General features: G+C 70.8%; 10 protein-coding genes. 2 read left to right on the forward strand and 8 right to left on the reverse strand.

Translation table 11 applies throughout. The features are described from left to right. Positions 1 to 33: 33 nt before the first annotated feature. The 8 genes from yvcK to HMPREF2833_RS10045 form a co-directional block, all read right to left on the reverse strand. Entirely contained in the window at positions 34 to 1,107 is a 1,074-nt protein-coding gene (gene yvcK, locus HMPREF2833_RS10010; RefSeq protein WP_019309160.1) for a gluconeogenesis factor YvcK family protein, read from the reverse strand. Between the two features lie 25 nt (positions 1,108 to 1,132). Then, positions 1,133 to 2,050, reverse strand: a complete 918-nt coding sequence (gene rapZ, locus HMPREF2833_RS10015; protein WP_019309159.1) for an RNase adapter RapZ — start codon at positions 2,048 to 2,050, stop codon at positions 1,133 to 1,135. A 57-nt stretch (positions 2,051 to 2,107) separates the two neighbouring features. Next, positions 2,108 to 4,174: an excinuclease ABC subunit UvrC gene (gene uvrC / locus HMPREF2833_RS10020; RefSeq protein WP_059281210.1), complete on the reverse strand. Its 2,067-nt coding sequence runs from the start codon at positions 4,172 to 4,174 to the stop codon at positions 2,108 to 2,110. Then, positions 4,167 to 4,856 (reverse strand): lysophospholipid acyltransferase family protein, encoded by a 690-nt coding sequence (locus tag HMPREF2833_RS10025; RefSeq protein WP_059281209.1) that lies wholly within the window; start codon positions 4,854 to 4,856, stop codon positions 4,167 to 4,169. The genes uvrC and HMPREF2833_RS10025 overlap by 8 nt, the downstream gene beginning before the upstream one ends. A 12-nt stretch (positions 4,857 to 4,868) precedes the next feature. Next, positions 4,869 to 5,558, reverse strand: a complete 690-nt coding sequence (locus HMPREF2833_RS10030; RefSeq protein WP_223110159.1) for an HAD hydrolase-like protein — start codon at positions 5,556 to 5,558, stop codon at positions 4,869 to 4,871. Continuing rightward, the gene (gene uvrA / locus HMPREF2833_RS10035) at positions 5,555 to 8,485 is read right to left on the reverse strand and encodes an excinuclease ABC subunit UvrA (RefSeq protein WP_371441080.1); all 2,931 of its coding nucleotides are present in this window, start codon (positions 8,483 to 8,485) and stop codon (positions 5,555 to 5,557) included. Before uvrA ends, HMPREF2833_RS10030 begins: the two co-directional genes overlap by 4 nt. Before the next feature lie 182 nt (positions 8,486 to 8,667). Beyond that, the gene (locus HMPREF2833_RS10040; protein ID WP_070637867.1) at positions 8,668 to 10,530 is read right to left on the reverse strand and encodes an MDR family MFS transporter; all 1,863 of its coding nucleotides are present in this window, start codon (positions 10,528 to 10,530) and stop codon (positions 8,668 to 8,670) included. Continuing rightward, positions 10,527 to 11,066, reverse strand: coding sequence for a MarR family winged helix-turn-helix transcriptional regulator (locus HMPREF2833_RS10045; protein ID WP_019309153.1), 540 nt, complete (start codon positions 11,064 to 11,066; stop codon positions 10,527 to 10,529). The genes HMPREF2833_RS10040 and HMPREF2833_RS10045 overlap by 4 nt, the downstream gene beginning before the upstream one ends. Positions 11,067 to 11,241: 175 nt before the next feature. On the opposite strand from HMPREF2833_RS10045, the gene HMPREF2833_RS10050 reads away from it, so the two are divergent. Next, positions 11,242 to 11,898 carry an MBL fold metallo-hydrolase gene (locus HMPREF2833_RS10050; RefSeq protein ID WP_070638537.1) on the forward strand — a complete coding sequence of 219 codons (657 nt, stop codon included), beginning with the start codon at positions 11,242 to 11,244 and terminating at the stop codon, positions 11,896 to 11,898. Beyond that, positions 11,895 to 12,899: a bile acid:sodium symporter family protein gene (locus HMPREF2833_RS10055; RefSeq protein WP_070637870.1), complete on the forward strand. Its 1,005-nt coding sequence runs from the start codon at positions 11,895 to 11,897 to the stop codon at positions 12,897 to 12,899. Before HMPREF2833_RS10050 ends, HMPREF2833_RS10055 begins: the two co-directional genes overlap by 4 nt. Positions 12,900 to 12,918 lie beyond the last annotated feature (19 nt).

Raw genomic sequence — 12,918 nt, forward strand, 5'->3', positions numbered from 1 at the left:
TGTCGTGCTCGGGCGGGGCCGGGGCTGCCCCGGTCAGTGCTCCGCGTTCATGATCTGCTGGTAGGCCGCGGCCAGTTTGAAGGGGTTGTGCACCGAGCCGCCGTCCTTGTCCCGGAGGGAGTCCCAGTGCACCACCGCGCCGAGCTGCGCCGCGGCGGCCTCCACGTCCTTGGGGGACTCGGCCGCGGACGGGTCCGCGAGCACCACGTCCAGGCGCAGCTCCGGGGCGTAGCGTTTGAGGACCCGCAGCTGGTCCCCCGAGCCCATGCTGAGGGTCTCCGAGTCGCGGGAGAGGTTGAGCGTGACCAGCCGTTTGGCGGGAGAAGCACAGATGGCATCCCGCAGCTGAGGCAGCAGCAGGTGCGGAAGCACGGACGTGTGCCACGAGCCGGGGCCGAGCACCACCCAGGCCGCCTCCTCGATCGCGGTGACGGCCTCCGGGCACGCCTCGGCGTCTGCCGGGCAGAGACGCACGTTGCACACGTCCGCCTCCTTGGCGAGGCGCGCCTGCCCCGTGACCGTGCGCGTGACGGCCTCGGGCGGGCAGGCGACCGTGGGGCTGCTGCCCGGGGAGACGTCCCCCTCGATCACGAGCGGAGTGCAGCTCATGGGCAGCACCTGACCGCGTGCCCCGAGCAGGGCCCCCGCCCAGCGCAGTCCCTCCACGGGGTCTCCCAGCAGCTCCCACAGGGTCACGATAAGCAGGTTGCCCAGGGCGTGGTTATCCAGTCCCTCGTCCGGGTGCCCCTCGATGCTGAAGCGGTGCTGCATCACGTCGCTCCAGGTGCGGCCCCACTGGGAGTCGTCGCACAGGGCCGCCAGCGCCATCCGCAGATCGCCCGGCGGCAGCACGCCGAGGTCGTTGCGCAGCCGACCGGACGACCCGCCGTCGTCCGCGACCGTGACCACGGCGGTCAGGGCGGGGGCCAGCAGCCGCAGCGCGGAGAGGCTCGCGGAGAGCCCGTGGCCGCCGCCGAGGGCCACCACCGAGTCCGCGTCGGTCAGAGCGTCCCGGGCGGAGGGGTCCAGGGAGTGGTAGGGGTCCACGTCACGCCGGCTGCTCAGCGGCAACCGGGGCAGGGCACCCGTGGTGGGAAGTGAACTCATCGATTCCGTCATGTCTGGGGGCAGGCTACTCGCGGCCCATGTCCCGGTGCTGGATGTTGACGGTCACCCGGGGCGACTTGCTGAGCCGCCGGGCGACCTCCTCGGTGATGGCCACGGAGCGGTGCTTGCCGCCCGTGCACCCGATGGCGATGGTGGCGTAGTGCTTGCTCTCGTTGCGGTAGCCGGCGAAGACCGGTTCGAGCATGGACACGAAGCGGTCCACGAACGTCCGCGCGCCGTCGTTGCCGAAGACGTAGTCCCGCACCTCGGGGTCCTTGCCCGTGCGTGGGCGCAGGGCGGGCACCCAGTGCGGGTTGGGGATGAAGCGGACGTCCGCCACGTAGTTGGCGTCCGCCGGCACTCCGTACTTGAAGCCGAAGCTCATCACGGTGAGGCGCAGCACCACGGGCCCGCTCGTGGAGAACATGTCCGCCACGGCCTTGGTCAGGGCGTGGACGTTGAAGGACGTGGTGTCCAGCACGGAGTCCGCGGTCTCGCGCAGATCGCGCAGCAGCTCCCGCTCCGCCTTGATGCCGTCCAGGATCCGCCCGCCGGCCTGCAGCGGGTGCGGGCGGCGCTGGAGCTCGTAGCGGGACACCAGGACCTCGTCCGAGGCCTCCAGGAACAGCACCGAGAAGTCCACGCCCGAGGTCTCCAGGGCGGCCAGCGTCTCGCGCATGTCGTTGAACAGGGCCTTGCCTCGCACGTCGATCACCACGGCGAGCTTGGGCAGCGTCTGCGGGGTGCGGGAGGCCAGGTCCGCGAGGGTCCCCAGCATCTGCGGCGGCAGGTTGTCCACCACGTACCACCCGAGGTCTTCCAGGGCATGGGCCGCGGTGGAGCGGCCGGCACCGGACATCCCCGTAACGATCAGCAGCTCGGCCGTGGGGGGCTTCACCGGCTCCAGCGCGGGGGCCGAGGCATCCGGGGGTGGGGTGCTCATGGGGTGACGGACCGCCTGATCTGCCGACTGCAAGGTTCCCCTCCAGGGTAGACCAGATCAGTCGAGCAGTTCGCCCGTCTCCGTGTCGACCGCGGGCCCGGACGACGCCGCCGCCTGCCCTCCCAGGGCCTGCGCCACCTTGACGGCCAGTGCCGGTCCCACGCCCTTGACCGCGAGCATGTCCTCCGGTGCGGCGGCCCGCAGCTTCTTGACGGAGCCGAAGTGCTTGAGCAGCGCCCTCTGCTTGGCGGGGCCCAGTCCGGGGATCTCGTCCAGCGCGGAGACGGTCATGGCCTTGGAGCGCTTCTGCCGGTGGAAAGTGATGGCGAAGCGGTGGGCCTCGTCCCGGATGCGCTGCATGAGGAACAGGCCCTCGGAGGCGCGGGGCAGGATCACGGGGAACTCGTCGTCCGGGATCCAGACCTCCTCGAGGCGCTTCGCCAGGCCCACCACGTGGACGTCCGTGACGCCGAGGTCGTCCAGCGCACGCTGCGCCGCGGCCACCTGGGGAGGGCCGCCGTCCACCACCACCAGGTTGGGCGGGTACGCGAACGCGCGGGACGTGGGCTCCTCCTCCTGGGCGGCCACCTCCCCCGTGCTCACGCCCTTCTCCGCCGCACGCTTCTGCTGCTCCACGTGGCGCGAGAAGCGCCGGTGGATCACGTCGTACATGGAGGCTGTGTCGTCCCGGGCGGCGTCCCCGGTGATCGAGAACTTGCGGTACTCGGACTTGCGCGGCAGCCCGTCCTCGAACACCACCATGGACGCCACCACGTTGGTGCCCTGCACGTGGGAGATGTCGTAGCACTCGATGCGCATGAGGGCGTCCGGGAGGTCCAGGGCCTCCTGCAGCTGCTGCAGGGACGCCGAGCGCGTGGTCAGGTCCCCGGCCCGGCGGGACTTGTGCAGGGTCAGCGCCTGCCGGGCGTTCTCCGCGACCGTCTCGAGCAGCTGCGCCTTGTCCCCGCGCTGCGGGCGCTGCACCGTGACCTGGGAGCCGCGCAGCTCGCTGAGCCACCCGGCGATCTCGTCCGCCTCGTCCGGCTCCACGCTCACGTGGACAGCGCGCGGGACGGTGTCCTGGCGGTACGCGAGCTCCGAGGTGCGCCGGTGCTGACCCACCACGTCCTCGCTGCCCTGCCGCGCGCTCCGTCTGCGGCCCGACGCCGCCGGGGCCAGTTCCGAGTGCACCTCGCCGTAGACCTGCCGCAGCAGGTGGGTCATCAGCTGGGGGGTGGTGACGTCCTCCACCTTCTCCGTGATCCAGCCGCGCTGGCCCCGGATGCGTCCCCCGCGGACGTGGAACACCTGCACGGCGGCCTCCAGCTCATCCTCCGCGATCGCGAAGAAGTCCGCGTCCGTGGAGTCGGGCAGCACCACCGTGTTGCGCTCGAACACCCGCTCGAGCGCCCCGATGTCGTCGCGGCGCGCCGCGGCGGTCTCGAAGTCCATGGCCTCGGCGGCCTCGTTCATCTGACGGGTGAGCTCCCGGATGTACGGCTTGGCGTGCCCGGCCATGAAGCGGCAGAGGTCGTCCGCGAGGGCCCGGTGGTCCTCCTGGGAGATCTCGCCCACGCACGGCGCGGAGCACTTGTCGATGTAGCCCAGCAGGCACGGCCGGCCGCTGCGCTCGGCACGCTGGTACACGCCCTTGGTGCACGTGCGCACGGGAAACACCCGCAGCAGGGCGTCGAGGGAGTCCCGGATGGCCCACGCCTGGGAGTACGGGCCGAAGTAGCGGTTGCCGGGCTTCTTCTCACCGCGCGTCACCATGGCGCGCGGCACGTCCTCGGACATGGTGACCGCAAGGTACGGATAGGACTTGTCGTCCCGGTAGGCGATGTTGAACCGCGGGGCGAACTCCTTGATCCACGTGTACTCGAGCTGCAGGGACTCGAACTCGGAGCCCACCACGGTCCACTGCACCGCGGCGGCCGTGGTGACCATGGCACGGGTCTTGGGAGCGAGCTGGTGCAGCGGCGCGAAGTACGAGGACAGCCTGTTGCGCAGGTTCTTGGCCTTGCCCACGTAGATCACGCGGCCGTGCTCGTCGCGGAAGCGGTACACCCCCGGGTTGGTGGGGATGTCCTGGCGCGCCGGCCGGTAGCTGGCCGGGTCAGCCACGCCCCAGATCCCTCCCCGCGGACGGCGAGACGTTGTACACGTCCTTGCGGGGCTGGCCGGAGAGCTCCGCGATCGTGTCCATGACCTGCGCCACGAGCTCCTTGCGCATCCTGCCCGTCTGCTGCTCCCCCGCGTGGGCCACCGTGATGGGTTCGCCCACGTGCATCTCGAACTTGGCGGGGCGGATCATCGTGGCGCCCGGCGGCTGCAGCCGCTGGGTCCCGATCATTCCCACGGGGACCACGGGGGCGCCCGTGAGGTAGGCCAGGTACGCCACCCCGGAGTGGCCGCGGTACAGGTAGCCGTCCCGCGAGCGGGTGCCCTCGGGGTAGATGCCGAAGACCTTGCCCTCCCGCAGGTGCTCCACCGCGGGCTGCAGGGCCGCCACGGACTCGCTCTGCTGGCCGCGGGCCACGGGGATGATGTCTATGAACTCGAAGGCCTCGCGCATCAACTTCCCCTTGATCCCGGGGCTGTTGACGTACTCCGCCTTGGCGATGAACTTCACGCGCCGCGGCATGAACGCCGAGATGATGACCGAGTCCAGAAAGGTGAGGTGGTTGGACGCGATGATCACGGGGCCGGTCTCGGGCAGCCGGTCCAGGCCGGTGACCACGGGGCGGCACACGACACGCAGGGCCCGCGCCACCGTGGCCTTGGTCAGGTCGTACTTGGTGATCATTGCCCGTGCTCCCTAGAGGTCCGTGTACCGACTGAGCAAGTGTGCCAAATCACCAGGCTCACGGGCGAGCGCGGCACACCCCGTGTCCAGCTCGCCGGGCTGTGCGAAACCCCACCCCGCGCCCAGGCAGTCGATGCCGTGGCTGCGCGCGCCGTCGGCGTCGTAGCTGCGGTCACCGATCATGACCGTGCGCGCCGGATCCGGCGGCAGGGCACCCAGCCGACGCAGGGCCTCACCCACGATGGCGGGCTTGTCGTGCATCTGCCCGGCACCGCTCGTGGGCGGGGCGAGGTCGTCCGAGGCGCCGCTCACGGTCTCGAAGTACTCCCCCAGCCCGAACCTGGACACGACCTCCACCGCGATGTGCTCCGGCTTCTGGGTCGCCACGGCCTGGCGCACCCCGCTCGCGTGCAGCGACTGCAGGATCTCCCCGATCCCCGGATAGATGCGTGTCCGTTCGAGCCCCTCCGTGAGGTAGCCGGAACGGTAGACGGAGACCACCTGGGGGATCTGCTCCTCGGGGACGTCCGTGAAGCGCCGCAGCGACTCTCCGATGGGCGGGCCCACGAACCGCTCCAGGTTCTCGGGCGCCTCGAAGCCGCACGCCCACAGCGCCTCGGCGATGCCCTCCGTGATGGCGCCGGCCGGGTCCAGGACCGTTCCGTCCAGGTCCCACAGCACCACGGGACGCTGACCGCTCACGACGACGCCCCGTGGGCCCCGCCCTGCCCCGTGGCGGCCGCCACGGGTTCCGGGGAGCCGGCCCGGTGGGCGCTCTCACGGGCCGCCGAGTTCTCCAGCACCTCGCGCAGGAACTGCCCGGTGAAGCTGTCCTCGTTCTCGGCCACCTCCTCCGGGGTGCCCTGCGCCACCACGGTGCCGCCCCCGGAACCGCCGTTCGGTCCGAGGTCCACGATCCAGTCCGCGGATTTCACCACGTCCAGGTTGTGCTCGATGGTCATCACGCTGTTGCCCTTGTCCACGAGGCTCTGCAGCACCTTCAGCAGCTTGCGGATGTCCTCGAAGTGCAGCCCCGTGGTGGGCTCGTCCAGCACGTAGATGGTGCGGCCGTTGGAGCGCTTCTGCAGCTCGGCGGCGAGCTTCACTCGCTGCGCCTCACCGCCGGAGAGCGTGGTGGCGGGCTGGCCGAGGCGCACGTAGCCCAGACCCACCTCCACGAGGGTGTTGAGGTAGCGCGCGATCGCGGTGAAGGGCGCGAAGAACTCCGCGGCCTCCTCGATGGGCATGTCGAGCACCTCGGCGATGTTCTTGCCCTTGTAGTGCACCTCCAGGGTCTCCCGGTTGTACCGGGCGCCCTTGCACACCTCGCAGGGCACGTAGACGTCCGGGAGGAAGTTCATCTCGATCTTCAGGGTGCCGTCCCCGGAGCACGCCTCGCAGCGCCCGCCCTTGACGTTGAAGGAGAAGCGGCCCTGCTGGTAGCCGCGCACCTTGGCCTCCTGGGTCTCCGCGAACAGCTTGCGGATCCGGTCGAACACCCCGGTGTAGGTGGCGGGGTTGGAGCGCGGGGTGCGCCCGATCGGGCTCTGGTCCACGTGCACCACCTTGTCCAGGTGCTCCAGGCCGTCGATGCGCCGGTGCCGCCCGGGCACCTGCTTGGCGCCGTTGAGCTGGTTGGCCAGGCTGGTGTAGAGGATGTCGTTGACCAGCGTGGACTTGCCGGACCCGGAGACTCCGGTGACCGCCACGAAGACGCCCAGGGGGAAGTCCACCGTGAGGTTCTGGAGGTTGTTCTCCTTGGCCCCCACCACGGTGAGCTGCCGCTTGCGGTCCACCGGACGACGCCGGGCGGGCACCTCGATCAGTGACCGGCCGGTGAGGTAGTCCGCGGTGATCGACTTCCGGTTCTCGAGAAGCTGCTCGTAGGTCCCGGAGTGCACCACGTCGCCGCCGTGGATGCCCGCACCCGGGCCCACGTCCACGATCCAGTCGGCCTCGCGCATGGTGTCCTCGTCGTGCTCGACCACGATGAGCGTGTTCCCCATGTCCCGCAGCCGCAGGAGGGTGTCGATGAGGCGGCGGTTGTCACGCTGGTGCAGACCGATCGAGGGCTCGTCCAGGACGTAGAGCACCCCGACGAGTCCCGCACCGATCTGCGTGGCCAGGCGGATGCGCTGCGCCTCGCCGCCGGACAGCGTGGCCGCCGCGCGCTCGAGGTTGAGGTAGTCGAGCCCCACGTCGATCAGGAACGTCAGGCGCGCGACGATCTCCTTGAGCACCTGGTCGCCGATCTGCGCGTCACGGTCGCTGAGCTCGAGCTCCTCGAAGAACGTGAGTGACTCCCGCATGGGCAGCCGGGTGGCCTCCGCAATGCTCTTCCCGCCCACGGTCACGCCCAGAATGGTGGGGTTCAGCCGGGCACCGCCGCACGCGGGGCACGCCACCTGGCGCATGTACTGCTCGTAGCGGTCCTTGGCGTGGTCGGACTCGGTCTCCTCGTGCTTGCGCTTGATGTAGCCGTACACGCCCTCGAAGCCCTGCGAGTACTTGCGCTCGCGGCCCCACCGGTTGCGGTAGGCCACGGTGACCTTGTGGTCCTTGCCCTCGAGCACGGCCCTGCGCGCCTTGGCGGGAAGATCCTTCCACGGTGTGACCATGTCGAAGCCCACCTCCTTGCCGAGGCCCGCGAGCAGCCGGTTCCAGTACTCGCTCGTGGCCTTGCCGAGGGACCACGGGGCGATGGCGCCCTCCACGAGGGAGAGATCCGGGTTGGGCACCACGAGGTCCTCGTCCACCTCGAGCCGCGAGCCGATGCCGTCGCACTCGGGGCACGCGCCGAAGGGCGCGTTGAAGGAGAACGAGCGGGGCTCGATCTCGTCCGTCTGCAGCTCGTGCTCGTTGGGGCACGCGAGGTTCTCGGAGAACGTGCGCCGCACGTCCTGCCACGGGGACTCCTCCCCCTCGCGGGTCACGAGCTCCACGACCACGCGGCCGTCCGCGAGGTTCAGCGCGGTCTCCACGGAGTCCGTGAGCCGCTGGCGGGCATCCGGCTTGGCGGTGAGGCGGTCCACCACCACGTCGATGGTGTGCTTGTACTGCTTCTTGAGCTTCGGGGCGTCCTCGAGCTGCACGGTCTCGCCGTCCACGACGGCCCGCGCGTAGCCCTGCTGGCTCAGCTGCTGGAAGAGGTCCTGGAACTCGCCCTTGCGGCCCTTGACCACGGGCGCCAGCACCATGAAGCGGGTGCGCTCCGGCAGCTCGAGCAGCTGGTCCACGATCTGCTGGGGGGTCTGCCGGGTGATGGGCTCGCCGCACACCGGGCAGTGGGCCCGGCCGATGCGGGCCCAGAGCAGGCGCATGTAGTCGTAGATCTCGGTGATGGTGCCCACCGTGGAGCGCGGGTTGCGAGACGTGGACTTCTGGTCGATCGACACCGCCGGGGACAGCCCCTCGATGAAGTCGACGTCCGGCTTGTCCACCCGGCCCAGGAACATGCGGGCGTAGGAGGACAGGGACTCCACGTAGCGCCGCTGGCCCTCCGCGAAGATGGTGTCGAACGCGAGGGAGGACTTCCCGGATCCGGACAGACCCGTGAACACCACCATGGAGTCCCGCGGAATGGTGAGGTCCACGTTCTTGAGGTTGTGCTCGCGGGCACCCTGGACCACGATCTCCGTGAGGTCGGAGACCCCTGAGGCGCGGGTGGCGGGGGCGTGCTCCTGCGCGGTCCGTTCCGCGAGAACGGACGTGGAGGGGCGTTCGCTGGACGTTTCGTGGGTTCGCTCTGACACGGCTGCAACTCTAGTACCCGGCCCCGACACGGCAGCAGCCGCCCGGCCCCGGTGCGGGTTCACGCGCGGTGGCGAGCCCGGCCCGTGGGACGACCGGCGGCGTCGTCGGCCACCCCGCCCTGCGCGTGACGCCCGGGGCCCGAGTGCTCCGGCGCCGGGTTCTCAACGGCCACCTCCTCCGCGGCCGACGCCGCCCGGGGCGCCCGCGCGGGGCCCACGTGCTGCTCGCCGCGGCCGCGGCGCAGACCCGTGGCGTCCGGGTCGATCACGGGGATCTGCCCCGTCTCCGCACGCTGCATGCGCAGCCCGGCGGCCTCCACCGGGTCCACCTGCCGGGTCACCACGGTGATCTCGCCCGTGTCCGGGTCCACCTCCGCCACGTCCACGGTGGTGCGCAGCGGGACCTCCTTCATGAGGAGCACGCACAGCAGGGTCACGAGCGAGGCGATGCCCGCCACCAGGAACAGCAGCCCGGTGCCCGTGCCGTACGCCTCGCGCACGGCCTCGAGGGCGGAAGGGGGCAGACCCGCGAAGTCGATCGACGCGGCGTCGGGCGCGGCCGAGGCGTCGATGCCGTGCTCGGCGGCGAAGCCGGCCATCTCCGTGGTGAGGTGGCGCGTGAGCAGCGCACCGAACAGCGAGACGGCCACGGCGCCGCCCACGGTGCGGAAGAAGGCCACGGCGGAGGACGCGGAGCCCATGTCCTTGAGGCCCACGGTGTTCTGGACGGCGAGCACGAGGTTCTGGTTGAGCGTGCCCACACCCAGGCCCACCAGGCAGATGTAGACGCCCACGAGCCACGCGGGGGTGGTGTGGGTCAGCTGCGAGCCGAGGAACAGGCCCACGGCCAGGACCACGGCGCCGATCACGAGGATCCGCTTCCACCGCCCGAAGCGGGAGATCAGCTGCCCGGCGACCATCGAGCCCAGGAAGGACCCCACGACCTGCGGGAGCGTGAGCAGACCCGACTCGGTGGGGCTGTACCCCTGGCCGAGCTGGAAGTACTGGCCCAGGTACGTGGTGGAGGCGAACATCGCGGCACCCGTGGCGATCGCCGCGATGATCGCGAGCACCGTGGTGCGCTCCGTGATCACGTGCAGAGGCATGGTGGGTTCGCTCGCGCGGCGCTCGACCGCCACGAACGCGACAGCGCCCAGCACCGCCACGACAGCCAGGAGGACGGACTCCCACGAGCCCCAGTCGAAGAGCTTCCCGGCGAACGAGACCCACAGCAGCAGCGCGGACGTGGCCACGGCGAGCAGCCCCATGCCCAGGAAGTCCACCTGGGGCGTGCGGTCCCGGGTGACCTCGGGCAGGTGCAGGGTCTTCACGATCAGGATGGCCGCGAGGATGGACAGGGGAACCGGGATGAGGAAGCACCACCGCCACCCGAAGGCGTCCACGATGAGCCCGCCCAGCAGCGGACCCACGGACGTGGCCACGGCCATGACGGCGCCCATGTACCCGGCGTAGCGACCGCGCTCACGCGGCGGGATGATGGTGCCCAGGATGGTCTGGGCCAGAGCCATCAGCCCACCCATCCCCACACCCTGGATCACACGGGCCACCACGAGCATGCCGATGCTCGGTGCCAGACCCGCCGCGCCGGAGCCGATCACGAAGATCACGATGGCCATCAGCAGGAGCTTCTTCTTGTCGAAGAGATCCGCGAGCTTGCCCCACATGGGCGTGGTGACCGCGTTGGCCAGCAGGGTTCCGGTCACCGTCCAGGACAGCGCCGTCTGGTCCCCGCCCAGGTCCGCCATGATCACGGGCAGGGCGGTGCCGATGATCGTCAGCGTGACCATGGCCATGAAGAAGGCGGACAGGATGCCGGTCAGCGCCCGCAGGACGTCTCGGTGCTCCTGCTGGCTCGTGCGTGCCGGGCGCGTGCTGGGCGCGGTGTCGTGGGGTGGCGTCACGGGGTGGGCTCCTCTCCGCACCCGGTGCCGCGGGGCGCGCTGGTCTGTGGGGTTCGGGGGCGGTCGGACCACGGCGGCGAGGTCATCCGGGACATCCCGAGCGAGTCGAGGAACAGCTCGGTGATCCGGTTCAGGGACGCGCTCGCGCGCGCCGCCTCCTCCTCGCTGAGGTCCCCGAGGCGCGACACGAGGTTCTCCGCGTCCGCCCGCAGGTTGGTGTCCAGCGCGTGCCGGCCCGCCTCCGTGATGGACACGATCTGCGCGCGTCCGTCCTCGGGGTCCGGAGCGCGGGACACGAGGCCGAGCTGCTCGAGGGTGGCGAGGTGTCGGCTCAGCCCCGAGGCGCCGAGCGTGGACTCCGCCACGATGTCCTTGGCGCGCCGTCCGGGCACGCAGCTGAGCAGCGTGAGGATGTTGGTCTGCACCACGCTCAGCCCCCGGTGGGCCTCGGTGGCCTTGACCACCCTTCGGGTGGCCCGCTGCAGCTCCAGCAGGTCGCGGACCAGGTCCTCGGCGGTTTTGTGCGAGACGCCCATGCCTGTCCCCTCCGGGAGTTGGCCGGTGGGCGCACCACTCCCCATCAATTATTTGCTTCACTCAACTATATATATTCCGCCGCACGCTGTCCACCGTGTTCCCCCCTCCCCCGGGCGGCCTCCCAGGCCCCCGTGGTATTCGCCCGCACCGCTCCCGGCGCCTACACTCGTGGGCATGATCGCCACGCAGACCGAGGTCATTGAACTCGCCCGGATCACCATCCGCCGCATCTCGGTGAGCGAGATGGACAACAACGTCTACCTGCTCACCTCCAAGTCCGAGGGCACCCAGGTGCTCATCGACGCCGCCGACGACGCCCGTGCAATCGCGGGCATGGTCGCCGCCGGCTCCGGGGACTGCTCGGACTGGGGCAACCTGCAGCTGATCGTCACCACGCACTCGCACTGGGACCACGTGCGCGCGCTGGAGGCCGTGGCCACCCACGCCGAGGCCATGACCGCGTGCGGCGCCTCGGACGAGGCCGACATCGCCGTGCCCATGGACCTCACCTTCGAGAACGGTGACACCGCCGAGCTGGACGGCATCGAGCTGGAGGTTCTCGAGCTGCGCGGGCACACCCCCGGCTCGATCGCCCTGGTCTACCGGGATCCCGAGGGTCCCGCCCACATCTTCACCGGGGACTCCCTGTTCCCCGGCGGGCTGGGGAAGACGAACTCCCCCGAGGACTTCCGCCAGCTCTTCCGGGACGTCACCGAGCGCATCTTCGACCGGTTCGACGACGACACCGTGATCCACCCGGGCCACGGCGAGCCCACCACCCTGGGCGCCGAGCGGCCGCACCTGCGGGAGTGGGAAGAGCGCGGCTGGTGAGCTCACCCGCCTCGCCCGCGGATGCCACCGGCCACGACGCCGCCGCGCAGTCCTCCGCGGACCGCGCCGCCTACGTGGCGGTCCTGGTGTTCCCACTGCTCGTGCTCGCGGGCGGACTGGGCGGGTACCTGTTCGCACCGACCGTCCACCAGGCCGCGAGCTGGACCAACCCCCTGCTCGGACTCGTGATGTTCGGGATGGGGCTCACCCTGCGCCCCGCGGACTTCGCGCTGGTGGCCAGGCGGCCGGTGCCGATCGTGCTGGGGGTCCTGGCGCAGTACGTGCTCATGCCCGGGATCGCCGTGCTCGTCACGTGGGCCCTGCAGCTGCCGCCCGAGATCGCGGCCGGGGTCATCCTGGTGGGCTGCGCGCCCGGGGGCACCGCCTCCAACGTGGTGTCCTACCTGGCCCGCGGGGACGTGGCGGTGTCCGTGACCATGACCTCGATCTCCACCCTGCTGGCGCCTCTGCTCACTCCCCTGCTGACGCTGTGGCTCGCCGGCGCGTACATGCCGTTGAACGGGGCGGCCATGGCCCGCTCCATCGCCGTGGTGGTGCTGCTGCCCGTGCTCGCCGGCCTGGTGGTGCGTCTCCTGCTGCCCCGGATGATCACCCGGCTGCTGCCCGTGCTGCCGTGGCTCTCGGTGCTCGCGATCTCGGTGATCGTGGCCATCGTGGTCTCCGGGTCCGCGGAGAAGATTCTGCAGGCGGGACTGATTGTCCTGGTGGCCGTGGCGGTGCACAACGCGCTGGGCATGGCACTCGGCTGGCTCGTGGGGCGTTTGTCCGGACAGCCCGCGGCCGTCCGACGCACCACCGCGATCGAGGTGGGCATGCAGAACTCGGGGCTCGCCGCCGGGCTGGCCGCCCAGTACATGTCCCCGCTCGCCGCCCTGCCCGGTGCGGTGTTCTCGGTCTGGCACAACCTCTCCGGGGCCGTGTTCGCGCTGCTGTGCCGCCGCGCGGACGCGAAGGCCGCGCGCGGCGTCGTCGTGGACTGACGCGTCCCGTGTGGGTGTC

Origin of the sequence: Kocuria sp. HMSC066H03, from assembly GCF_001812045.1 — a bacterium.
GTDB lineage: Bacteria > Actinomycetota > Actinomycetes > Actinomycetales > Micrococcaceae > Kocuria > Kocuria rhizophila.

Coding starts and splice junctions, on each gene's coding strand:
- yvcK (WP_019309160.1), bottom strand. CDS start 1,107: ATGAGTTCACTTCCCACCACGGGTGCCCTGCCCCGGTTGCCGCTGAGC.
- rapZ (WP_019309159.1), bottom strand. CDS start 2,050: ATGAGCACCCCACCCCCGGATGCCTCGGCCCCCGCGCTGGAGCCGGTG.
- HMPREF2833_RS10025 (WP_059281209.1), bottom strand. CDS start 4,856: ATGATCACCAAGTACGACCTGACCAAGGCCACGGTGGCGCGGGCCCTG.
- HMPREF2833_RS10045 (WP_019309153.1), bottom strand. CDS start 11,066: ATGGGCGTCTCGCACAAAACCGCCGAGGACCTGGTCCGCGACCTGCTG.
- HMPREF2833_RS10050 (WP_070638537.1), top strand. CDS start 11,242: ATGATCGCCACGCAGACCGAGGTCATTGAACTCGCCCGGATCACCATC.